This window comes from Bradyrhizobium sp. Kon56, assembly GCF_055807635.1.
In genome coordinates this window covers 233094-251946 of the sequence record NZ_JBVVOU010000006.1, presented here as the reverse complement: position 1 = coordinate 251946, position 18853 = coordinate 233094, and the positions used below count along the sequence as shown (strand labels likewise).

Sequence of the window (18853 nt, the reverse complement as noted above, 5' to 3'; positions counted from 1 at the left end):
GGATTTATCTTGCTGATCCACAATAAATGGACTATAAGTACAGTTATTAAGCGTTACGCGACGATGCGTCTGCGGGACCGGCATGATCGATGCATCGCTGTTTCCGCGGCGCGCTCGCCGCGTGAGCGGGAGTTCGGTCCATGACGGCAGGGCGCGACTACGAGATCTTCGAGGCCGGCGACGTCACGCTCCGGTCCGGGGACGTCGTCCCTTCGCTCAAGCTCGCCTACAAGACCTACGGCACGCTCGGTCCGGACAAGGACAATGTCATTCTCTATCCGACCTCGTTCAGCGCGCAGCACACCGACACCGAGTGGCTGATCGGCCCCGACGGCGTGCTCGACCCCACGCGCTACTTCATCGTGATTCCGAACCTGTTCGGCAACGGCCTGTCGTCCTCGCCGTCGAATACCGCCGCGCCGTTCCCGATCGTGAGCTATCACGATGCCATCGCGGTCCAGCATCGGCTGCTCACCGAGCGGTTCGGCATCTCGAAGCTAGCCTTGGTCTATGGCTGGTCGATGGGCGGCATGCAGGCCTATCACTGGGCGGCGCTGCATCCCGATATGGTCGAACGGGCGGCCGTCGTCTGCGGCAGTGCCCGTTGCGCGCCCTATAATTACGTCTTCCTGGAAAGTGTGAAGGCCGCGCTGACCGCCGATCCCGCCTTCCGTGACGGCCGCTTCGCCGAGAAGCCCGTCGCAGGCTATCGCGCCATGGGGCGAGTCTACGCGGGTTGGGCGATGTCGCACGGTTTCTATCGCGACGAGATCTGGCGCGAAGCAGGCTTCACCTCGTTGGACGACTATCTCGTCCGTGCATGGGACGCGGCGTTTGCCCGGCGCGATGCCAACGATCTCCTGGCGCAGATCGAGATCTGGCAGAACGGCGATATCAGTCGCTGCGCCACATTCAACGGCGATTTCGATCGCGCGCTCGGTGCGATCACGGCCCACATGCTGCTGATGCCCGGTGCGACCGACCGCTATTTCGACGTCCGCGACAACGAGGACGAACTCGGCCGGCTGGTCAATGCGCGCTCTGCGGTGCTGCATCCGATCCCGTCGCTGCACGGCCATCGCGCCGGCAACCCCATCAACAATCCGCGCGATCGGGCCTTCATCAAGGCCGAGATCGCGGAGCTTCTCGGCAAGTAGGGCAGGCATCCGATCATGAGCGACGCAAACCTTTCAGACTCCGGCCATCGGCTGAAGCCGTTGGCGCCGGCGATGCTGCGTGAACTGTCGGTGCGGTCCGACCTCAGGGGCGCCGTGCAGAGCCTCGGCCATTACGGCATGGTCGTACTGGTCGGCGCGCTGATCTGGCGGGTCTCGACGAGCTGGGGTATCCTTTGGGCGTTGCCGCTGATGGCGGTGCAGGGCTATCTCGTCGCCTTCCTGTTCATGGCCGTGCACGAGACCGCGCACAAGACCGCGTTCAAAAGTCGCGGTCTCAACCTCGTGGTCGGCTATCTCTCGGGCTTCATCATCGGCTTGCCCTACGAATATTATTGCCTGTTTCACTGGGACCATCACCGCTACACCCAAGACCCCGAGAGGGACCCGGAGCTCGTCGTCGGCGTGAAGCCGAAATCCGACACGCAGCTCGCGCTCGCCTATAGCGGCGTGCTTCAGGTCGCCGGCCGCCTGTGGCTGATGCTCGGCCATGCCGTCACCGGCAAGGTCGTCGTGCCATGGATCCCCGAGAACAGGCGCGCCATCATCGTCACCGAGGCGCGCGCCTATGTCGCGCTCTATGCGCTGCTGCTCGTGCTGTCGTTGTGGTTCTCGTCGGCGCTGCTGCTCTGGGTCTGGATCGTGCCGTTGATCATTGGGCAGTTCTTCCTGCGTCCCTATCTCTACGCCGAGCACACCGGCTGCGAGCGTACCCGCAGCGCATTCCAGAACACCCGCACCACCTACACCGGCGCGATCGTCAAATGGATCGCGTGGAACATGCCCTACCATGTCGAGCATCACGCCTATCCCTCGATCCCGTTCCACGCACTGCCGAAGCTGAACGGGATCGTCGACGGCGAAATCGTCCATCGTGGCCGCGGCTACATCCGGACGACGCGCGAGACCTGGGCCTGGTTTCGGCGACATAGACAGGCCGGTTAGCGGAAGAAAAATCGACGCGCAAAGCCCCGATCGCGGTGCGATCGGGGCTTTGTCGTGAATGCGGGATATCAGTAGATCCCGTATGCGCAGACGTTCACGACGCGGACGCGCAGGCCGTGGCGGGTTTGGACGACGCGCTCCTGATAGCAATTGTTGACGCCGCTCTTGACGTAGACCCCGCCAAAGCCCCAGCCGTGACCCCAGTGATGGTGGAAGCCGTGGGCCGACGCGGCGGTGGGGGCGAGAGCGGCAACGCCGAGCGAGCCGGCGGCGATCAGACCAAGTGCAAGCTTACGAAACATTTTCATTCTCCAGTTTGGCGTAAGGGCCGTTGTTGTGTCCCTGCATCTCGGTCGAGCCGAAACGCGAATGCGTTCATGCAGCGCGGGGAGAATCGTGTTTCAGGAGTGTTTCGTCGGTCGCGGCGCGTCGCGCCGCCGTCCTGTTTTCCGCGCCGCGCGATAGCGCACAGCCATCGCCTCTGTCAGCTCGGCCATCTTCTCGCGCAGGTCGGCCGGCTCCAGCACTTCGGCCTCGGGCCCGAGCCGCAACAATTCGGCGGCGGCATGCCATGACGTCTTTCCGGTCGGCACTCTGGCAATGCGCCAGCCGTCCGAATCCGCGGTCTCTTCGAGCTGCGTACGCGCCCTGACGTAAGGCTGGCTCAGTGCATCGAGCAGTTTCACGCCGAAGGGCGACAGCCGAACGATCGCGACATTGGGATGCATCTCGGCCTCAAGACGCAGCGTTGCATCCCGCCAATAGCCGGCGAGATCGAAACCGGCGGGCCGCTCACACCGATCGTCGAGCGCGGTGCAGTCGAGCACGCGCGCGACGCGATAGGTCCGCACGCTGCCGTCGACCAGACCTGCGAGATACCAGCTGCCCCCTTTCAGCACGAGACCGAGCGGCGCGACGCGACGCTGCTTCTCGGCGCGCCAGCTCTGGTAGCGGATCTTGATCAGTGTCCCGCGCAGGGTCGCGGCGGCGATCGTGCGCAGATGCTTCGGTTCTTCCGCCTCGCCGAACCAGCCTGGCGCGTCGAGGTGAAAGCGCTCCTGCATCCGTCCGGCGTCTTCGCGCAAATTGGCGGGCAGCGCGGCCATCAGCTTGTTCTGTGCGGCGATCATCGCCGCATCCAGCCCGAACGCCGCCGCCGGGCCCGGCAATCCCCCCAGAAACAGCGCTTCCGCCTCGCTCTGCGACAGACCGTTCAGCCGCACGCGATAGCCGTCGAGCAGGCGATAGCCGCCCTCCGCCCCGCGGTCGGCATAGACGGGGACGCCGGACGCCGCGAGCGCGTCGATGTCGCGGTAGATCGTGCGCACCGAGACTTCGCAGGCCTGCGCGAGCTCGGGCGCGGTGACCTGCCCCTTGGCTTGGAGGGTGGTGAGGATCGACAGCATCCGGCTCGCGCGCATGATTCATTAAACCATACCTGACACAGGATGTCAGGTATGGTCCGCTACAACGCCATCGCCAGCCGGCAGATGGAGACCGCCATGACTGATCCGAACCGCATCACGCTGTATTATTCGCCGCAAACCCGGGCCACCGGCACGCGGGTGCTGCTGGAGGAACTGGGAGCGCCTTATGATCTTCGTGTCCTCAACATGAAGGCCGGCGAGCAGCGCCAGCCGGCCTATCTCGCCATCAACCCGCTCGGCAAGGTGCCGGCGATCCACCACCGCAACGCGCTGGTGACCGAGCAGGTCGCGATCACCATCTATCTAGCCGATTTGTTTCCGCAGGCGGGGCTGACACCCGCGCTGAACGATCCGCTGCGCGGCCCGTATCTGCGCTGGATCGCCTATTACGGCGCCTCGTTCGAGCCGGCCCTGATCGACAAGTTCATGCAGCGCGAGCCGGCACCGATCACGCAATCGCCGTATGCCGACTATGACATCATGCTCGGCGCGCTCGAGGCGCAGCTGTCGAAGGGCCCGTATCTGCTCGGCGAGCGCATGACGGGCGCCGACGTGCTGTGGGGCGTCGCGTTCAGCTGGACCATGATGTTCGGCATTGTGCCGAAAAAGGACGTGTTCGTCCGCTATGCCGAACGCATGACCTCGCGGCCCGCGTTCCAGCGCATCAACGCAGCGGACGCTGAGATGGCGGCGCTGCATGCTGCGGCGGCTGGCGGTTGAATGAACCGGGGTTGCAGATGACGAAGCCGGTGCACACGACCAACTGCTTCAACACCTTCATCCAGGTTGCTGAAGATTGTCCTGCGCGTACCGGCGAAGAGCCGCCGCTGCGCGCGGGAAAGCCGACGGTGGCGTGCCTGCAATACGGGATGATCGCCAAGGCGCCTTACAAATACACGTCCGACGACGTGATCTTCGCGACCTCTGCGTCGGGACGCGAACTCGCCGTGAAGGCGACGAAAACGGAGAAGCAGGCGGCCCGCGAAGCGTTCTTCTCCCGAGGGCAGGCGTGCATGAGGGCGTCGAGCCTGGGCAAGCGCTTCGGCTGGGGCGTTCATGCCGATAGCAAGGGCCGGATCGCGATCTATCCCATCGAGAGCAAACACTACAAGGCGCTTGCCCGCGATCCCAGGCTCACGCAGGTGCGCGCGATGCGGTCGAAGCGGGCTTGATCAGAATTTCGGCGGTCGCTTCTCCGCGAACGCCTTGATGCCTTCCTTGATCTCGTCGCCGCGCATGCTGTCGCGGTGGCGCTGATCGGCGGCTTGCGCGTCCAATTCGCCGCGGGCGAATTCGTTGATGGCGCGCTTCATGCCGCGCATCGCCTGCGGCGCGTTGCCGGCGAGGACCGCAGCGAGCCTGTCGACCTCCTCGTCCAGAAACTCCAACGCCACCATGTCGGTGAGATAGCCTATCCGCAGCATCTCCGGCGCGCTGATCTTTTGCGCGGTCAGGAACAGTTTTTTTGCATTGTCGACGCCGAGCCGCGTCACGTAACGCTTGATGCCGCTGCTGTAGTAATGCAGCCCGAGCCGTGCCGCGGGCATGAACATCTCGGCGGTATCGACGCCGATGCGGAAGTCGCAGGCAAGCGCGAGGTCGGTCGCGCCGCCATAGACGCCGCCGTTGAGCCGGCAGATCGTGGGGACGCCGAGATCCTCCAGCCGGTTGACGACCACCTCGAACGCCGATCCCGCGCTCTGCTGCTCGTTCGCACTGACCGCGCGCTCGGCAACGGAATTGAGGTCGTAGCCCGCGGAGAAGGCGCGCCCCGTGCCGGTCAGCACCAGCACGCGGATAGCAGGATCGGCCTCGACCCGGTCGAACAGTTTGACCAGTTCGCCGAGATCCTCGGCCTGGAGCCGGTTGAGATGTTTGGGCCGGTTGAGGCGGATGGTGGCGCGTGCGCCAACGAGTTCGAGCACCGGGCCAGTGGCTGCGTCGGCTGTGTCCGACATTCTTGTCTCCATTTATTTGCTTGTCGCCATTTTATTTGTTTTCGAGCGTGCGCCGCTTCGCCTCGGCATCGATGGTCTCGGCGAGATCGGGATGCCGCGCCATCAGCACGCGGAAGTCGACGAGGTCGAGCACAAGAAGCCGCGACACCTTGGTGGTCGAGACGTTGGCGCCGCGCAAATTGTTGCCGAGCAAGGCCATCTCGCCGAAGAAGGCGCCATCGCCGAGCCGCACCTTCTTGCCGGGCAGGTCGACCTCGACCTCGCCGGCGGCGATGAAATACATGCAGTCGCCCTGCGCACCCTTGCGGATGATCATGGTGCGCGCCGGCAGCTCCATGGTGCGCAGCATGTGGGTGACGTCGGCGATGGCGGCCGGTCCAAGCGCTGCAAAGAACGGCACCTTGCTGACGGATTCCCAGGTCTTGAGGAAATTGTCGCGCCGGGTCTCCGCGGCAAAGCCGGTCGCCAAAATACCGGTCCAGAGGCCGAACACACCGAGGCCGGAGATCATCACCAGCGCCGCCACCATGCGGCCCAGCGGCGTCACCGGCACCACGTCGCCATAGCCCGTCGTCGTCAGGGTTGCGACGGCCCACCACAGCGCGGCCGGCACGCTGCCGAACGTCTGCGGCTGCACGTCCCGCTCCAGGAAATATTCGGCAACCGAGGCCAGGAAGACCACCATCAGGAAGATCACGAGCACGCTGACCAGCGGCCCCGATTCCAGCACCAGCACGCGGCGGAGCTGCCGCAGGCCGGGAATGCCCGGCACCACCTTCAGCACCCAGAGCACGCTGAGCAGCCACGCCGTCCTGGGCTCGATCCCGAGAATCAGCGCGGCCGGCACGGCCAACGCACCGACCGCGTCGACCAGCCCGGCGGAGGAGGACATGTAGAGTGCAAGGCGCCCCTGTCGCGTCATATGGCGCAGCCGGACCACCCATTCGTATACGAAGTACACGAGACAGGTCCAAAGCAGGGCGTCGACCCAGCGATGTGCCGTCTCATAGGCCGGGTTGACCGTCAGGAGCACCATGGCAAGCACGCCGACGGCGACGGCCACATAGGCCGCCCTGGTCATGTTGCGGCCGGCCGTGGCGGCCGCGAACTGGGCCAGAGCGGAGATCAGCGGCTTGGACATGCGGGCAGGCGGCTCAGTTTCGTCTTTGCGGTCCCCGGCTGGAACCTCGCTGCCAAAGTGCCTGCCCGGCTCGAGGCCGTCAACGACGGTCCGCCGGACCACGCGCCGCTACTTGAAATGCGGCGGTTCGTCGTAGCCGCGACGGCTGCTGAAGAACAGCAGCACCATCAAGCCGATGCCGACAAGAACGGAAAAACCGGCCCCCAACGCCAGCGCCACGTAGCCTTCCGTCGGGATCGGCTCGCCCTCGACCGCCATCGCGGAATAAACGAAATAGCCAACCGCGGCCAACATTCCCAGCAGGAAGATGATGAGGAGTGCACGCATGGCGCGGTCTCCGGTTGATCCGAGAACAAACGGTTGTGGACAGGGACGGTTCCCGGCCTAGGCCCCCGGTCGCTCGAAGACGTGCCGGCAAGGCGTCGCCGTAGGTCCTCAAATTGATGGGTCAGGCACTCTGAGCTGTCTTCACCACCACGACATTGCTCTCGTCGTGCTGGGAAGGGGCCACATCCTGAGCGGCCTTCTCGCCCGCGCCCGCATGGCGCTTGAGATAGTCGCGGCGCATGCCGATCTCGTCGCGGACGAATTCGTAGCCGAGCTTGAAGGTGTCGAGCCCGTCGGTACTGATCGTGCCGTCTCTGAGGCCGATGACGGCGCCGCGTAAAATGCCTTCCAGCTCGTCCTGGAGACATTCGAGCTGGTCGAGCGAATGCGCATGTTCGATCCGCTCGCCGATGTCGAGGATGGCGGTGGCCAGCTCGCTTGCCTTCTCCGGCGCGATCCGGGTGATCTTGGCGTAGATCGCGGCGAAGATCGAGCCGATGACGCTGAGCGCGGCAGCGCCGAGATACATCAGGTCGCTGTACTTATCCATGAACGACTTGGTGTCGTCGTTGATGTAGTCGGCCGCCCCTTGATGCGCCATCACGAAGGCGTCCTTCTCGACGGAGGCGGGCTCGATCCTAGTGGCAAAGCCGCTGTCGAGCCCGAGCGCGGACTTGTTCTCGTAGACGGTGCGCGCGAGCTCCCCGGCCGCCGTCGGCGACATCCTGGATTGGGCGACCAGCAACCATTCGAGCCCGATCGTGTCGAGATCGTCGCCGGGAATTTCCGGCGATGCAGACAGCGTGCCCGCCGTCAGCGTCTCGCTGGAAATGCCGGGGATCTTGCGCGCCAGCGCTTTCGCCTCGTCGATCGCGTTCAGCGTGAAGCCGCCGCGCCTGGCGACCTGCTCATACGCCTTGTCCCGCACCGCCCGCGAGGCGTGGACGATGGCGACGACTGCGCCAAAGCCGCTCGCCGGCGCGAACAGCTTGTCGAGCGTAGCGCCCTGTGGCGCCATCCGGATCCTCCCCGCGTCCGCACCCTCCGGAACGTCGAGGATACCGCGGACGAAGACGAGCGCGGAGTCGTTGTCGGCGACGACGGCGACCTTCTTCTTCTTCAGCTCGGCGAGCGACTTGATCTTCTTGTTTCCGGGCCCGAGCAGCAGCACGATATCGTGCTCGAGGATCGCGAGCGTGCGTGCCCGCAGCGGCACCTTGGCGTCGGTGCGCAGCACCGCGAGGTCGGCCTGCTTGCGATCGAACTGGGCGATCGCCTTGGCGTTGTCGGCGTTGTTGACGATCTTGATCCGGAAGCGCGAGGCGTTGTTCTTCAGGACGGCGGCGAGCTTGGCTGCGAACAGCGCCTCGTCGCTGTTGGCGGCGCCGACGGCAAAGGTCAGCGTCTCCGAATTGTGCACCAGCATGCGGCCGCCCCAGACGGTGGCAAGCGACAACAGCAGGGTCAGCACGACGTAGAGGAAGACCTGCTGCTGATTGGTCTTGATCACCTTGGGTCGCCGGGGCGGTGGCTCGATCGGCGATGAGGTCGGGCCCTCAGTACTCATGGCAGCACTCTGGCCTTATGCTTCCGGTGGCGGGCGGCTTGCGGATGTGATCGCTGCGGTCGCCCTGTAATTCGTAAACGTCTGAAAAAAGAACGATATTCTCTACTGACGATGGTAGCGCGCAGGCCGCGGAATGCAAATTCCGAGCCGAAGGTAACCTTACTCAACTCGGCCCCGGCGATTGGTCATCCTATCACCAGTTAGCCACAGTTGGCGATTTTCCGGTTCCCCCCGGCTGCATTCCGCCGCGGGAGGTGTCATAAATCGCAAGTCCCGGCGATTTGACCGGTCCAGGAAGAGATTGCGCTGAACGCTCCAATTCTTCTTGTCACGTCAACGAGGGCGCCTTGTCGTTTCCACCCCTGTCATCGGCGGTTCCGGTCGAAGCCCTCATTGGTTGGATGTTGCTGCTGACGTTCAAGCACATCATCGCCGATTTCGTCCTCCAGACCGCCTGGATGGCGCACGGCAAGGACCAGAAGCACGGCTGGGCCCTGCCGCTCCTGGTGCACTGCCTGGTTCACCTTGCGGTTGCGCTGCCGCTGATCCTGATCGTGGCGCCGAAATTCTGGTTTGTGGCGCTGATCGACTTCGTCATCCACATCACGATCGACCGCGCCAAGGGCCTCGTCTCAGCCAATTTCGGTGTCGATCTTGCGCATCCCTGGTTCTGGACCCTGATCGGTGTCGACCAGGCCCTGCACCATCTGACTGGCTTCGGCCTCTCCATCTTCATGGCGGCGAACTGACCGCTGGCGGCCTCGGCGCGTAGGTGGTCGTCCATCGGCATCCACAAGAGGTCGTCATGCCCGGGCTTGTCCCGGGCATCCACGTTCTTCGCGCCTCTCGGCTTTCCGTGGATGGCCGGGACAAGCCCGGCCATGACGCGTGGAGGCGTTCGCGCCTGACTCATCGGCTCAGATAGCGCGGCTGGATCCCCGCCCAGCCCATTGATTCGCGGCCCACGCGCAAGGACCCCCGGGTGACTACCGGGCAGCGTGGTTAACCTTTCATTAGAGAATTGCACTGCATCTTCCCAGACGAGGGAGAACTGCAATGTTTTCAAGCCGCGATACCTTTGAAGGCGATTCCTGCCCGGTCCGCGACGAACTCCTTGGCGAGATGTACCGCGCCAGCGAGAGTGGCCTGCCGAGGCTGGTTGAAAGTGTTTCCCCTGACGCGCGCGCCAGGCTGGCGCTGTTCTGCTATCGGCGCAGCCATCTGCACTCGCTGGCGGTCGCGATCGCTGGCAGCTGTAACGAGCGCGACCTGATCGAGAACGGCGGCCGTGTCGGTTCGACGCTCTACGCGCTTGCGCGCGAAGGCGCGGCGAAATCCTCGCCGTCGCTGTCGGGTGGCCGCAAGCCGATCACGCTGTCGACCAAGCCGCTCTCGGTGCTCGCGCCGCTGGACGACGAGATCGACGACGAGATCGGCGAAGCCGTCCCGGCCTAAAGCACGATCGATCGCGCTCTAGCTCTCTATTGGCGTATGATCTCGGCGGAAAACCGCTGCACACTTTTCCGGATCATGCGCCGGCGGCCTCTATCACCGGCAGCCCGAATTTCCGTCGCGCCATCGCGCATTCGGCATCGCCCGGCATGCAGGTGCGGCACACGTCCGGCCGCACTGCATAGATGCCGCACGCGGTCGCTTTTCCAATGTTCCCCTGCAACGCCGAACAGCGATCGCCTTCGCAGCGCATGCCGGATTGACGGTCGTTGACGAGCGCTTCGGGAATCGCGGCAAGCTCCTCGTCGCTCTCGATCGAGAAGCGCGGCCAGTTCGCCGAATAGCCGCAGCAGGCGCCGCAACTCTGGCAACAGCTCGACAGGTCGATCGGGGCGTTCTCATCCATCGTCACGTGTCCTTTGGCGGGCCCCAGACCAGGCTCTGGCGCCATTTCGCGCGCAGCACGTCGCGCCTTTCAGGATATCTCTCGTCGGGATAGCTCGCGTCGACCACGCGGTCGGTGCGGAAGCTGCGGAAGTCGCCGCGCAGCTCGCACCAGGCCGCGAGCAGGCGCACGGCTTCGAGATAGCCGATCGAAATCGGCCAGATCATGCGCTCGCTGGCGCGGCCCTGCTCGTCGCGATAGCGCAGCATGATCTTCTTGCCTTCGTGGATCTGGGTGCGCGTGCGAGCCATGTCCAGGCGGTCCGGCTCCCTGTTCCAGCTCGGTCGGGCCCGGCTTGCCGGCTCCAGCACGAACGGACGCAGGCGCTCAGGGACAGTGTCGGCGATCTTGGCCATCAGATCTTCAGCCGCACGCGCCAGCGCGGGATCGGCATGGCCGGCGACCCATTGCGCGCCCAGCACCGCCGCCTCGATTTCGTCGGGTGTCAGCATCAAAGGCGGCAGGTCAAAACCCTTTTCCAGGATATAGCCCATGCCGGCTTCACCACGGATCGGCACGCGCTGGCCGATCAGCGTGGCGATGTCGCGATAGATCGTGCGCTTCGAGGTCTCGAGCTCGGCCGCGATGGCGTCCGCCGTCAGCGGCTTACGCGTGCGCCTCAGCACCTGGATGATTTGAAACAGCCGGTCGGCGCGTCTCATGACGGATCTCTTGTCAGTGGTTTTTCAGAAGGCGGCGCGCGGCTGCTGACAGGATGTTGGCAGCAGGAGAGTTCTATACCGGGACAACACGTCGACTGAAGAGGATTTGTCCATGATCATTCCAACTCATTTCGGCCCGGCCGCTGCGCTGTGGCGGACCCCGCCTTTACAGGTCCAGCCTTTGCGAGTCCCGACTTTGCAAGCCCGAGCTTGGTACGCATGGGCGTTCGGCCGCCTCGTATCCCTTGATCTCATGGTCCTCGACCTCCGCCTTGCGCTCGCGACCATGGTGGCTCGCTTCCTGGTCCAGGCCGCGGACGCGCTGGTCCGTCATGTCATGGCCCGCGCCTGGCGGGGGGCCCGTTTCGCAGAAGATATCACGGCTGCTGCCACCATGGTGGCAGCAGCCCGCGGTTAAGTTCCCTCAACTCTTTCGGTCGTTTCAGGAGAGCCTTCATGATCACGCTTTACGGCTTTGGCGCCGGCTTCGGCCTGCCGGAAATCAGCCCCTTCGTCACCAAGACGGAGGTGCAGCTCAAGATGGCGGGATTGCCCTACCGGAAGGAGCGGGCGATGCCACCCGCATCACCCAAGGGGCAGCTGCCCTTCATCGACGATAGCGGCGAGGCGGTCGCCGATTCCACTTTCATCCGCGCCCATATCGAGCGCCGCTACGGCTTCGATTTCGACGCCGGTCTGTCGCTCGTCGAGCGCGCGCAGGCCTGGGCATTCGAGCGCATGATCGAGCATCACGTTTATTTTGCGCTGGTCGGGGCGCGCTGGGTCGATCCGGTCAACTTCGCCAAGGGGCCTGCGCATTTCTTCGACGGCGCGCCGGAGCACAATCGCGAGAAGTTGCGCGAGGATGCGCAATTCCGTGTCGCCGAGAACTACCTGCTCTCCGGACTCGGCCGCCACGCGCCCGATGACGACGTCGATCTCGCCGTGCGCTCGCTGTTTGCGCTCTCGGTGCAGCTCGGCGACAAGTCCTATCTGATGGGCAACAAGCCCTGCGGCGTCGATGCCACCGCCTTCGGTGCACTCGCCGGGATCCTGACGCCGTTCTTCGAATCCGCACTGCGCCGTCGCGCCGAAGGATTTCCGAACCTCACCGCTTATGTCGACCGGATGATGGACAGTTACTATCCGGAGTTCGCCTGGACCCCGCTGCGGCAGGCGGCTTGAGGCCTGGAATGAGACTCATCTAGCGCCCCGAGAAAGGTGTGTCCCCTTTCCCACAAGGGAGGAGGGAACTCAGAGAGCGGTGCTGTTGTTCAAACGCGATCCGGCATTACGCTCGCTGCAAACAAAAAGAGCCGGCCCATCGGGCCGGCTCTCGTCGTCTCAATCCTGCCGCTGCGTCTATTTCACCAGCGTGTACTTGCCGTTCTTCACCGTGAGCAGGATGCGCGAGCGCTCGTCGAGGCCGTAGCGATCCTTTTCGGTGAAATTGTAGACGCCTTGGCTCGCCGCAAGCTCCTTCTCCGACAGCAGCGCCTGGCGAATCGCCTCGCGGAATTCCGGCGTGCCTGGCTTCGCCGTCTTGAGTGCCGCCGGGATGATGCGCTTGAGAATCTCGAAGGCGTCGTAAGAGTGACCGGCGAACTGGCTGCGGCTGTTCGGGCCGTACTTGGCTTCATAGGCCGAGTTGAGCGCGAGGCCCGGCTTCTTGGTGGCGGCTTCGTCCGGCTGGTCCTCGGGATCCATGACGGGACCAGAGGCCATCAGCACGCCTTCCGCAGCTTTGCCGGCGATGCGGATGAAGTCCATACTGGCGGCGCCATGGGTCTGGTAGATCAGGCCCTGATAGCCACGCTCGCGTAGCTCGGTCTGCGGCAGCGCGGCCGCGGTGCCGGAAGCGCCGACCAGAATGGCATCGGGATTCGCCGCCACGAGCTTCAGCACCTGTCCGGTCACCGACGTGTCGGGGCGAGCGAAGCGCTCCTCGTCGGCGATGGTTATGCCCATCGGCACGGCCTGCGCCTTCAAATCGTTGAACCAGAGGTCGCCATAGGAGTCGGAATAGCCGATATAACCGACGGTCTTCACACCCTTCGACTTCATGTGGTCGTACAGCACCTTGCCCACGATCGGGATCGGCTGCGGCATCGCCACCGACCACTTCATGCGCTCCGGCGTAATCGGGAACGGCGCCAGGCCGAAATGCGGAATGCCGGCTTCGTTGGCGACGTTGGACACCGCGATGGTCGGCGGCGTCAGCGCCGAGCCCATGATGATGTCGGCCTTGGATTCGGTCACGAAGCGGCGGGCGTTGGTGGTCGCGGTGGTCGGATCGCCGCCGTCGTCGAGTACGATCACCTTCAGCGGCACGCCGCCGATCTCCTTCGGCACGAACTCCAGCGCATTGCGCTCGGGAATGCCCAGCGCTGCGCCCGGGCCGGTCGTGGTGGTGGTGATGCCGATGGTGACCTCGGCGGTCTGAGCCAGCGCGGGCACGGCCGGCAGCGCAAGCGCAGCCGCGGTGACGGCGGCGGTCAGGTAAAAGCGTTTCATCTATTCCTCCCTTTATGTGTTTCTTTGAAAGCAGAAATCGGGGGGTAATTCAGCCCCCTCTTTTGGTGATGTGGCGATTTAGCTCCGGGCCTCGCTCCCCGTGAATTTGGCTACCATTTCCGCAGGAAACGGTGCCGATTTCAGTTTGTCGGGGTTAACGGGGTCGCGCCCGACCAGGACACGGGTCTCGAAACCCTCGATCGCCAGCGCCTCGCCCTTGAAGACGCTGTGCTTCACCTCGAAACTCGAGCGCTTGATGCTCTCGATCTTGGTTTCGATGGTGATCCAGTCGCCATAAGTCGAGGGGATGTAGAACTTGGCGCGTGTATCGACCATGGGAATGCCCACCAGGCCGTATTTCTTGACCAGGTCCTGCTTGGAGAAGCCGGCGACTTCGAACAGGGTCGACGTCGAATCGTCGAACATCGCGAAATAACGCGGGTAATAGACGATGTTGGCGGGGTCGCAGTCACCCCACTGGATCTGGACGTCGCGCCGGTTCACGAACATATGCCGCGCCCTATTTCGGCGCCATGCGCAGCGAGCCGTCGAGGCGCACCACTTCGCCGTTGAGGTAGGAATTCTCGACCATGTGCAGGGCGAGCGCCGCGAACTCCTCGGCGTGGCCGAGCCGGCGCGGGAACGGGATTGCGGCGGCGAGTGAGTCCTGGGCTTCCTGCGGCAGGTTGGCGAGCAGCGGCGTGAGGAACAGGCCGGGCGCGATCGTCAGCACGCGGACGCCGAACTGCGCCAGCTCGCGCGCGATCGGCAGCGTCATGCCGACGATGCCGCCTTTTGAGGCCGAATAGGCCGATTGCCCGATCTGGCCGTCATAAGCGGCAACGGACGCCGTGTTGATGATGACGCCGCGCTCGCCGGTTGCCTGCGGCTCGAGCTTGGACATCTCGTTCGCGGCAAGGCGAAGCATGTTGAAGGTGCCGATCAGGTTGACCTTGATCACCTTGTCGAAATCCGCGAGCGCCATCGGGCCGTCACGGCCGACGACGCGCTTGGCAACGCCGATGCCGGCGCAATTGACCAGCACGCGCGCGGGTCCATGGGCCTTGGTTGCCTGAGCGATCGCAGCCTCAGCGGAAGCCGCATCGGAAACATCGCAGGTCACCGCGACGCCCTTGATCTCCGCGGCCACGGTTTCCGCGAGCTTGGCATTGAGGTCGCACACCGCGACCCTGGCGCCCTGCGCCGCCAGCTTACGCGCGGTCGCCGCGCCCAGTCCCGATGCGCCGCCGGTGACGATGACTGCCTGATCCTTCAACAACATGGCGTTCTCCTGGTGCGATGTTTTCTTAGCCGACCGATATCACACGGTCCGATGGATTGGCAGCGTAGAGCTCCTCGATCAGCAGGCTGCGATGCTCGAGCACCGCGCGCTGGTTGATCGAGCCCTTGTCGGTGACTTCGCCCTTGTCGATCGAGAGCGGCGTGTCCATGAGGATCGCGCGCGTGATCCGCGTCGAGGATCCCGTGGCCGCGCTGAGAAAGCGGGTCAGCCGTTCGCGAAATGCCTCGCGCACCAGCCGGTCGCGGGTCGCGACGACGAGATCGTCGGTCGGCAGCGTCGGGTTGATCAGCCGGCAGCCGTCGAGATCGAGCACGACGAGCGCGGAGATCTCGTCTCGGTTGATGCCGGCGATGACGACGTCGCGCACCAGCGGCGCGCAGGCCGCGACGAAGCGCGCGCGCAATGGGCCGACGCTGACCCAAGTGCCGCTGCCGAGCTTGAAATCCTCACCGATGCGGCCGTCGAAATCGAAGCCGGCATTGAGATCATCGGGATCGACGGGCTTAAGGGCATCGCCGAGCTTGTAGAAGCCTTCTTCGTCGAACGAATTTGCGGTGATGTCGGGCTGGCGCCAGTAGCCGGGCATCACGTTCGGCCCCTTGCAACGAACTTCCATCTTGCCGTTGTTCGGCACCAGCTTGGCGTCATTGCCGGATACGGGAAGCCCGACATGGCCGGAGCGGCTGGTGCGCGGGTTGACCGACATGAAGAACGGCGCGGTCTCGGTTGCACCGAGGCCGGTCAGCATCGGTACGCGGTAGCCTTTTTCCTTCACCGCCAGCTCGTCGAGGCTGTTCCAGACGAACGGCGACAGCGCCGCGCCCGAGAAGAACATCGCGTGCAGCCGGTCGAAGAATTTTGCGCGGAGGCCCTGGTCGTCGCGCAGATAAGGCAGCAGCGACTCGTAGCCCTTGGGGACGTTGAAATAGACCGTCGGCGAAATCTCCTGGAGATTGCGCACGGTTTCCTCGATGCCTCCAGGCACCGGCTTGCCGGCATCGAGATACATCGAGCCGCCATTGTAGAGCGTCAGCCCGATATTGTGGTTGCCGCCAAAAGTGTGATTCCAGGGCAGCCAGTCGATGATGACGGGCGGCTCGTCCCTGAGGAAGGCGAGTGTCTCGCGCAGCATCAGCTGGTTGGCGCAGATCATGCGCTGGGTGTTGATGACCGCCTTGGGGTTGCCGGTCGAGCCCGAGGTCAGCAGGAATTTCGCGATGGTGTCGGGGCCGATCTTGCCGTGGACCTCGTCCAGATCGCCGCGGATCGGGGTTGCAATGAGGTCGGCGAGCAAGGTGACGTCGCGGCCCGGCACGTGGCCGTAGGACGCGGCGATCTCGGTGCCGAGCGAGACGTTGGCCGCGAGCGCGTCGGCGAACTTGTCGGCGTCCTCGGCGAAGACAAGGCCGGGCGTCAGCAGCTTCATCAGGTAGGAGAGCTTGCCGTAATCCTTCGATACCAGCGAATAGGCCGGCGACACCGGGCAGAACGGAATGCCGGCATAGAACGCGCCGAACGCGAGCAATGCGTGGTCGATCGAATTGCCGGAGAGGATGACGACCGGCCGCTCCGCCGACAGCCCGCGCGCAATGAGCCCTGAGGCGATGTGCCGGCTCGCGGCGAGCAGCTCGGCGTAGCTGATCTTGCGCCAGCCGCGGCCACCTTCGCGCTCGGCCATGAAGACGCGATCGGGCGTCGCGCTCGCCCAGTGATGCAGGCGGTCGGTGATGCGGGCCGGATAATCGCCGAGCGGCTGTTTGGGCCGCAGATAAATCGTGCCGTCGTCGCGCCGCTCGATATTGACGACGGGATCGCCGAACGAAATGGGCCGCAGCGGGGAAGTGCTCGCGCCGCGCTCCATGCTGGAAGAGGACGGCTGCGCGCTCATGATTTCGGCTTCACCTTTGCGGTCTTGTGTTCGAGGAACTCGCGGATCCTGCGTTTTGCCTCTTTGTCGCTCTGCGCCACCGTCGCCATCAGCGATTCCATCAACAGGCCGGTCTGCGGATTGGCCTCCGCGATCATCGGCAGCGCCTGGAGCACGGCGAAGTTGGTCAGCGGCGCGTTGGAGGCGACCTTGGTCGCAAGCTCCATCGCCTTGCCGAGCCCGTTGCCGGCTTCCGTGACATATTGCGCAAAGCCGTAGGAGGTGCCTTCGGTCGCGGAATAGACGCGGCCGGTCAGCATCATGTCCATCATCCTGGCGACGCCGATCAGGCGCGGCAGGCGCACCGAACCGCCGCCACCGACGAAGATGCCGCGCTGCCCCTCCGGCAGCGCGAAATAGGTCGAGGGTTCGGCGACACGGATATGCGCCGCGCAGGCGAGCTCCAGCCCGCCTCCGATCACGGCGCCCCTGAGCGCGGCGATCACAGGCACGCGGCTGTACTGGATGCGGTCGAACACCCGGTGCCACATCTGGGAATGGAGAAGGCCGCCACTGGCATCATGGTCGGTCAGTTCGGAGAGGTCGAGACCGCTGGAAAAATGGTCGCCGATGCCGTGGATGACGACGGCGCCGATATCCTCGGGCAGGGCCGCAAAACACTCGCCGATCTCCAGGATGATGCCGTCGTTGAGCGCATTGCGCTTGGCCGGCCGATTGAGGCCGACGGTCAAAACCCGGTCCGCCCGCTCGATCTTCAAAAGCCCGGAGGCGCCCGCGTCAGCGGTCTCGGCGTTTCCCTGTGTCATTTGCGTCCTTGTCAGAATAGTTATGTTGTATAACGAATTCAGGGGGAGTCAACAAGGGAAGTCCCGCCGTTGCGCTTCGAAGCCTCCTTCGAAACGGGAAAACGTCAGCCAATTGGGCGCCGCATTCGGCGCAATACGTGAAGCGCCTCAGGCTGCGTCGGTCATCAGCTTCTTCGCGGCCTGAGCAAGCAGGCCCGATCGCGTGTAGCCGTGGGCCTCGGCGTATTTGTCAATTTGCTCCAGGACATCACCCGGCAAGGTGACATTGACGCGCACGACCTTCGGCAGATCGTCCTTCATCGAGACCAGAATGGCGACGCCCGAGCGGTTCTCGGGCTTGGACATGATATCTTCGAGTGAGGAAGGCTCTGGGATCGGTTCGCCGTCCTCCGCCATCCCCTCGAGGTGAAGCGCCAGCGCTTCCTCGGCCATGTCGCGTGCCTCGTCGAGCGTGGTTCCTGCGGTCACGAGGCCGGGCAGATCGGGAAACGACACGCCGAAATCGCTGTCGGCATCCTTATGGATAAGACCAATGTAGTGGCGCATGGCGCTTACCTCAGCTTCAGGCCGGATTGCTTTTCAATACTCTTCAGTGTTCCGAGAGGCACGTCCCGCTTCGGATGAGGGACCGTGACCTGGCCCTGCTTCGCGGGGGTGCTTGAACTGGACGTGGCTGCCCTTCTAGCCACTTGGACCCAGCCATCTCTTTGAAGGACCGAGATAATTTCCCGGTCATTCATGATGTGTATTTATACACATTTGCCCGTGCTCGTCAATGAACTCACATCACCTGATGCACGTCGATCACGACGCGGTCCGCATGCCGGGCTGCTGAACCGACAAAAATGTGCTGCATCAGCCAGCGGTATTTCTCATGCCCGGTCTCGAACTTCGGCACGGTGCGGAAATAGATCAGTTTGGGATCCACCGGCTCGCCGCGCTTGAGCTTTTGCAACAGCTCGACCGGGCCGAAGCGCATGCCCTTGTTCTCGACATAGACGGTGGCGCCGTCATCGGTTTGGAACGCGTACTTCGCTTCGAGATCAATCAGCTCATTCGGGCGGATGGTCTGGAAGTCCGCGCCGAACGGCAGCACCTTGCCGGTGATCGCACCCGTCACCTCGCCGCCGACGATCGGGATGATGCGGCGAATGCCGATACCGGTCTCGCCGGCGGTGACGACGTCGCCGATGCGTGCGGTGACGGTAAAGACGTATCTGGTTTCCAGCGACGGCGTGGTCAT

24 protein-coding genes are annotated in these 18853 nt (G+C 64.1%); 8 read left to right on the top strand and 16 right to left on the bottom strand.

Going from position 1 to position 18853, the window contains the following annotated elements:
• Positions 1-140: 140 nt before the first annotated feature.
• Positions 141-1157, top strand: coding sequence for an alpha/beta fold hydrolase (locus AC0L3B_RS12765; RefSeq protein ID WP_473380458.1), 1017 nt, complete (start codon positions 141-143; stop codon positions 1155-1157).
• A gap of 15 nt (positions 1158-1172) precedes the next feature.
• Complete coding sequence (locus AC0L3B_RS12760) at positions 1173-2120, top strand: fatty acid desaturase (RefSeq protein WP_473380457.1); 948 nt, start codon at positions 1173-1175, stop codon at positions 2118-2120.
• Positions 2121-2188: 68 nt separating this feature from the next.
• On the opposite strand, the gene AC0L3B_RS12755 is transcribed toward AC0L3B_RS12760, so the two are convergent.
• On the bottom strand, positions 2189-2422 hold the full coding sequence (locus tag AC0L3B_RS12755) for a hypothetical protein (RefSeq protein ID WP_473380456.1): 234 nt from the start codon (positions 2420-2422) through the stop codon (positions 2189-2191).
• Between the two features lie 99 nt (positions 2423-2521).
• Positions 2522-3541 carry a helix-turn-helix transcriptional regulator gene (locus tag AC0L3B_RS12750; protein ID WP_473380455.1) on the bottom strand — a complete coding sequence of 340 codons (1020 nt, stop codon included), beginning with the start codon at positions 3539-3541 and terminating at the stop codon, positions 2522-2524.
• An 81-nt stretch (positions 3542-3622) separates the two neighbouring features.
• Here AC0L3B_RS12750 and AC0L3B_RS12745 point away from each other — a divergent pair, with 81 nt between their 5' ends.
• Together AC0L3B_RS12745 and AC0L3B_RS12740 are read left to right on the top strand one after the other, a co-directional pair.
• The gene (locus AC0L3B_RS12745) at positions 3623-4267 is read left to right on the top strand and encodes a glutathione S-transferase family protein (protein ID WP_473380493.1); all 645 of its coding nucleotides are present in this window, start codon (positions 3623-3625) and stop codon (positions 4265-4267) included.
• Between the two features lie 17 nt (positions 4268-4284).
• Positions 4285-4719 (top strand): DUF6157 family protein, encoded by a 435-nt coding sequence (locus AC0L3B_RS12740; RefSeq protein ID WP_018459450.1) that lies wholly within the window; start codon positions 4285-4287, stop codon positions 4717-4719.
• Here AC0L3B_RS12740 and AC0L3B_RS12735 read toward each other — a convergent pair whose 3' ends face one another.
• The 4 genes from AC0L3B_RS12735 to AC0L3B_RS12720 form a co-directional block, all read right to left on the bottom strand.
• Positions 4720-5505, bottom strand: a complete 786-nt coding sequence (locus AC0L3B_RS12735) for an enoyl-CoA hydratase/isomerase family protein (RefSeq protein ID WP_473380454.1) — start codon at positions 5503-5505, stop codon at positions 4720-4722.
• A 31-nt stretch (positions 5506-5536) separates the two neighbouring features.
• Positions 5537-6646 carry a cyclic nucleotide-gated ion channel gene (locus AC0L3B_RS12730; RefSeq protein ID WP_026233815.1) on the bottom strand — a complete coding sequence of 370 codons (1110 nt, stop codon included), beginning with the start codon at positions 6644-6646 and terminating at the stop codon, positions 5537-5539.
• A 108-nt stretch (positions 6647-6754) separates the two neighbouring features.
• Complete coding sequence (locus AC0L3B_RS12725; RefSeq protein ID WP_018459453.1) at positions 6755-6973, bottom strand: hypothetical protein; 219 nt, start codon at positions 6971-6973, stop codon at positions 6755-6757.
• A gap of 121 nt (positions 6974-7094) precedes the next feature.
• Positions 7095-8540: a TAXI family TRAP transporter solute-binding subunit gene (locus tag AC0L3B_RS12720; RefSeq protein ID WP_473380453.1), complete on the bottom strand. Its 1446-nt coding sequence runs from the start codon at positions 8538-8540 to the stop codon at positions 7095-7097.
• Positions 8541-8941: 401 nt separating this feature from the next.
• Here AC0L3B_RS12720 and AC0L3B_RS12715 point away from each other — a divergent pair, with 401 nt between their 5' ends.
• Both AC0L3B_RS12715 and AC0L3B_RS12710 read left to right on the top strand, forming a co-directional pair.
• A complete protein-coding gene (locus AC0L3B_RS12715; RefSeq protein WP_018458457.1) occupies positions 8942-9289 on the top strand; it encodes a DUF3307 domain-containing protein in 348 nt (115 codons plus the stop codon).
• A 307-nt stretch (positions 9290-9596) separates the two neighbouring features.
• Positions 9597-9995: a hypothetical protein gene (locus AC0L3B_RS12710; protein ID WP_018458458.1), complete on the top strand. Its 399-nt coding sequence runs from the start codon at positions 9597-9599 to the stop codon at positions 9993-9995.
• Positions 9996-10068: 73 nt separating this feature from the next.
• Here AC0L3B_RS12710 and AC0L3B_RS12705 read toward each other — a convergent pair whose 3' ends face one another.
• Positions 10069-10398, bottom strand: coding sequence for a YkgJ family cysteine cluster protein (locus tag AC0L3B_RS12705; RefSeq protein ID WP_018458459.1), 330 nt, complete (start codon positions 10396-10398; stop codon positions 10069-10071).
• Positions 10399-10400: 2 nt separating this feature from the next.
• Positions 10401-11099: a helix-turn-helix transcriptional regulator gene (locus AC0L3B_RS12700; protein WP_007599649.1), complete on the bottom strand. Its 699-nt coding sequence runs from the start codon at positions 11097-11099 to the stop codon at positions 10401-10403.
• A gap of 112 nt (positions 11100-11211) precedes the next feature.
• On the opposite strand from AC0L3B_RS12700, the gene AC0L3B_RS12695 reads away from it, so the two are divergent.
• Positions 11212-11517 carry a hypothetical protein gene (locus AC0L3B_RS12695; RefSeq protein WP_085351693.1) on the top strand — a complete coding sequence of 102 codons (306 nt, stop codon included), beginning with the start codon at positions 11212-11214 and terminating at the stop codon, positions 11515-11517.
• Positions 11518-11555: 38 nt separating this feature from the next.
• Positions 11556-12284, top strand: a complete 729-nt coding sequence (locus AC0L3B_RS12690) for a glutathione S-transferase family protein (protein ID WP_085351694.1) — start codon at positions 11556-11558, stop codon at positions 12282-12284.
• Between the two features lie 177 nt (positions 12285-12461).
• Here AC0L3B_RS12690 and AC0L3B_RS12685 read toward each other — a convergent pair whose 3' ends face one another.
• The 8 genes from AC0L3B_RS12685 to AC0L3B_RS12650 form a co-directional block, all read right to left on the bottom strand.
• Positions 12462-13613: an ABC transporter substrate-binding protein gene (locus AC0L3B_RS12685; protein ID WP_204513256.1), complete on the bottom strand. Its 1152-nt coding sequence runs from the start codon at positions 13611-13613 to the stop codon at positions 12462-12464.
• Positions 13614-13691: 78 nt separating this feature from the next.
• The gene (locus AC0L3B_RS12680; RefSeq protein WP_018458463.1) at positions 13692-14123 is read right to left on the bottom strand and encodes an acyl-CoA thioesterase; all 432 of its coding nucleotides are present in this window, start codon (positions 14121-14123) and stop codon (positions 13692-13694) included.
• A gap of 10 nt (positions 14124-14133) precedes the next feature.
• Entirely contained in the window at positions 14134-14895 is a 762-nt protein-coding gene (locus AC0L3B_RS12675) for an SDR family NAD(P)-dependent oxidoreductase (protein ID WP_085351697.1), read from the bottom strand.
• A gap of 25 nt (positions 14896-14920) precedes the next feature.
• Positions 14921-16804, bottom strand: a complete 1884-nt coding sequence (locus AC0L3B_RS12670; RefSeq protein WP_473380452.1) for a feruloyl-CoA synthase — start codon at positions 16802-16804, stop codon at positions 14921-14923.
• A complete protein-coding gene (locus AC0L3B_RS12665; protein WP_085361644.1) occupies positions 16801-17610 on the bottom strand; it encodes a crotonase/enoyl-CoA hydratase family protein in 810 nt (269 codons plus the stop codon). The genes AC0L3B_RS12670 and AC0L3B_RS12665 overlap by 4 nt, the downstream gene beginning before the upstream one ends.
• Before the next feature lie 147 nt (positions 17611-17757).
• A complete protein-coding gene (locus AC0L3B_RS12660; protein ID WP_085351700.1) occupies positions 17758-18156 on the bottom strand; it encodes a type II toxin-antitoxin system HicB family antitoxin in 399 nt (132 codons plus the stop codon).
• Between the two features lie 5 nt (positions 18157-18161).
• Complete coding sequence (locus AC0L3B_RS12655; protein ID WP_473380451.1) at positions 18162-18350, bottom strand: type II toxin-antitoxin system HicA family toxin; 189 nt, start codon at positions 18348-18350, stop codon at positions 18162-18164.
• A 41-nt stretch (positions 18351-18391) separates the two neighbouring features.
• On the bottom strand, positions 18392-18853 hold the full coding sequence (locus AC0L3B_RS12650; RefSeq protein ID WP_085361643.1) for a DUF3237 domain-containing protein: 462 nt from the start codon (positions 18851-18853) through the stop codon (positions 18392-18394).

Excerpts from the sequence above, each read along its gene's own strand:
- AC0L3B_RS12765 (WP_473380458.1), top strand. The coding sequence starts at position 141 with ATGACGGCAGGGCGCGACTACGAGATCTTCGAGGCCGGCGACGTCACG.
- AC0L3B_RS12760 (WP_473380457.1), top strand. The coding sequence starts at position 1,173 with ATGAGCGACGCAAACCTTTCAGACTCCGGCCATCGGCTGAAGCCGTTG.
- AC0L3B_RS12755 (WP_473380456.1), bottom strand. The coding sequence starts at position 2,422 with ATGTTTCGTAAGCTTGCACTTGGTCTGATCGCCGCCGGCTCGCTCGGC.
- AC0L3B_RS12750 (WP_473380455.1), bottom strand. The coding sequence starts at position 3,541 with ATGCGCGCGAGCCGGATGCTGTCGATCCTCACCACCCTCCAAGCCAAG.
- AC0L3B_RS12745 (WP_473380493.1), top strand. The coding sequence starts at position 3,623 with ATGACTGATCCGAACCGCATCACGCTGTATTATTCGCCGCAAACCCGG.
- AC0L3B_RS12740 (WP_018459450.1), top strand. The coding sequence starts at position 4,285 with ATGACGAAGCCGGTGCACACGACCAACTGCTTCAACACCTTCATCCAG.
- AC0L3B_RS12735 (WP_473380454.1), bottom strand. The coding sequence starts at position 5,505 with ATGTCGGACACAGCCGACGCAGCCACTGGCCCGGTGCTCGAACTCGTT.
- AC0L3B_RS12730 (WP_026233815.1), bottom strand. The coding sequence starts at position 6,646 with ATGTCCAAGCCGCTGATCTCCGCTCTGGCCCAGTTCGCGGCCGCCACG.
- AC0L3B_RS12725 (WP_018459453.1), bottom strand. The coding sequence starts at position 6,973 with ATGCGTGCACTCCTCATCATCTTCCTGCTGGGAATGTTGGCCGCGGTT.
- AC0L3B_RS12720 (WP_473380453.1), bottom strand. The coding sequence starts at position 8,540 with ATGAGTACTGAGGGCCCGACCTCATCGCCGATCGAGCCACCGCCCCGG.
- AC0L3B_RS12715 (WP_018458457.1), top strand. The coding sequence starts at position 8,942 with ATGTTGCTGCTGACGTTCAAGCACATCATCGCCGATTTCGTCCTCCAG.
- AC0L3B_RS12710 (WP_018458458.1), top strand. The coding sequence starts at position 9,597 with ATGTTTTCAAGCCGCGATACCTTTGAAGGCGATTCCTGCCCGGTCCGC.
- AC0L3B_RS12705 (WP_018458459.1), bottom strand. The coding sequence starts at position 10,398 with ATGGATGAGAACGCCCCGATCGACCTGTCGAGCTGTTGCCAGAGTTGC.
- AC0L3B_RS12700 (WP_007599649.1), bottom strand. The coding sequence starts at position 11,099 with ATGAGACGCGCCGACCGGCTGTTTCAAATCATCCAGGTGCTGAGGCGC.
- AC0L3B_RS12695 (WP_085351693.1), top strand. The coding sequence starts at position 11,212 with ATGATCATTCCAACTCATTTCGGCCCGGCCGCTGCGCTGTGGCGGACC.
- AC0L3B_RS12690 (WP_085351694.1), top strand. The coding sequence starts at position 11,556 with ATGATCACGCTTTACGGCTTTGGCGCCGGCTTCGGCCTGCCGGAAATC.
- AC0L3B_RS12685 (WP_204513256.1), bottom strand. The coding sequence starts at position 13,613 with ATGAAACGCTTTTACCTGACCGCCGCCGTCACCGCGGCTGCGCTTGCG.
- AC0L3B_RS12680 (WP_018458463.1), bottom strand. The coding sequence starts at position 14,123 with ATGTTCGTGAACCGGCGCGACGTCCAGATCCAGTGGGGTGACTGCGAC.
- AC0L3B_RS12675 (WP_085351697.1), bottom strand. The coding sequence starts at position 14,895 with ATGTTGTTGAAGGATCAGGCAGTCATCGTCACCGGCGGCGCATCGGGA.
- AC0L3B_RS12670 (WP_473380452.1), bottom strand. The coding sequence starts at position 16,804 with ATGAGCGCGCAGCCGTCCTCTTCCAGCATGGAGCGCGGCGCGAGCACT.
- AC0L3B_RS12665 (WP_085361644.1), bottom strand. The coding sequence starts at position 17,610 with ATGACACAGGGAAACGCCGAGACCGCTGACGCGGGCGCCTCCGGGCTT.
- AC0L3B_RS12660 (WP_085351700.1), bottom strand. The coding sequence starts at position 18,156 with ATGCGCCACTACATTGGTCTTATCCATAAGGATGCCGACAGCGATTTC.
- AC0L3B_RS12655 (WP_473380451.1), bottom strand. The coding sequence starts at position 18,350 with ATGAATGACCGGGAAATTATCTCGGTCCTTCAAAGAGATGGCTGGGTC.
- AC0L3B_RS12650 (WP_085361643.1), bottom strand. The coding sequence starts at position 18,853 with ATGACCACGCCGTCGCTGGAAACCAGATACGTCTTTACCGTCACCGCA.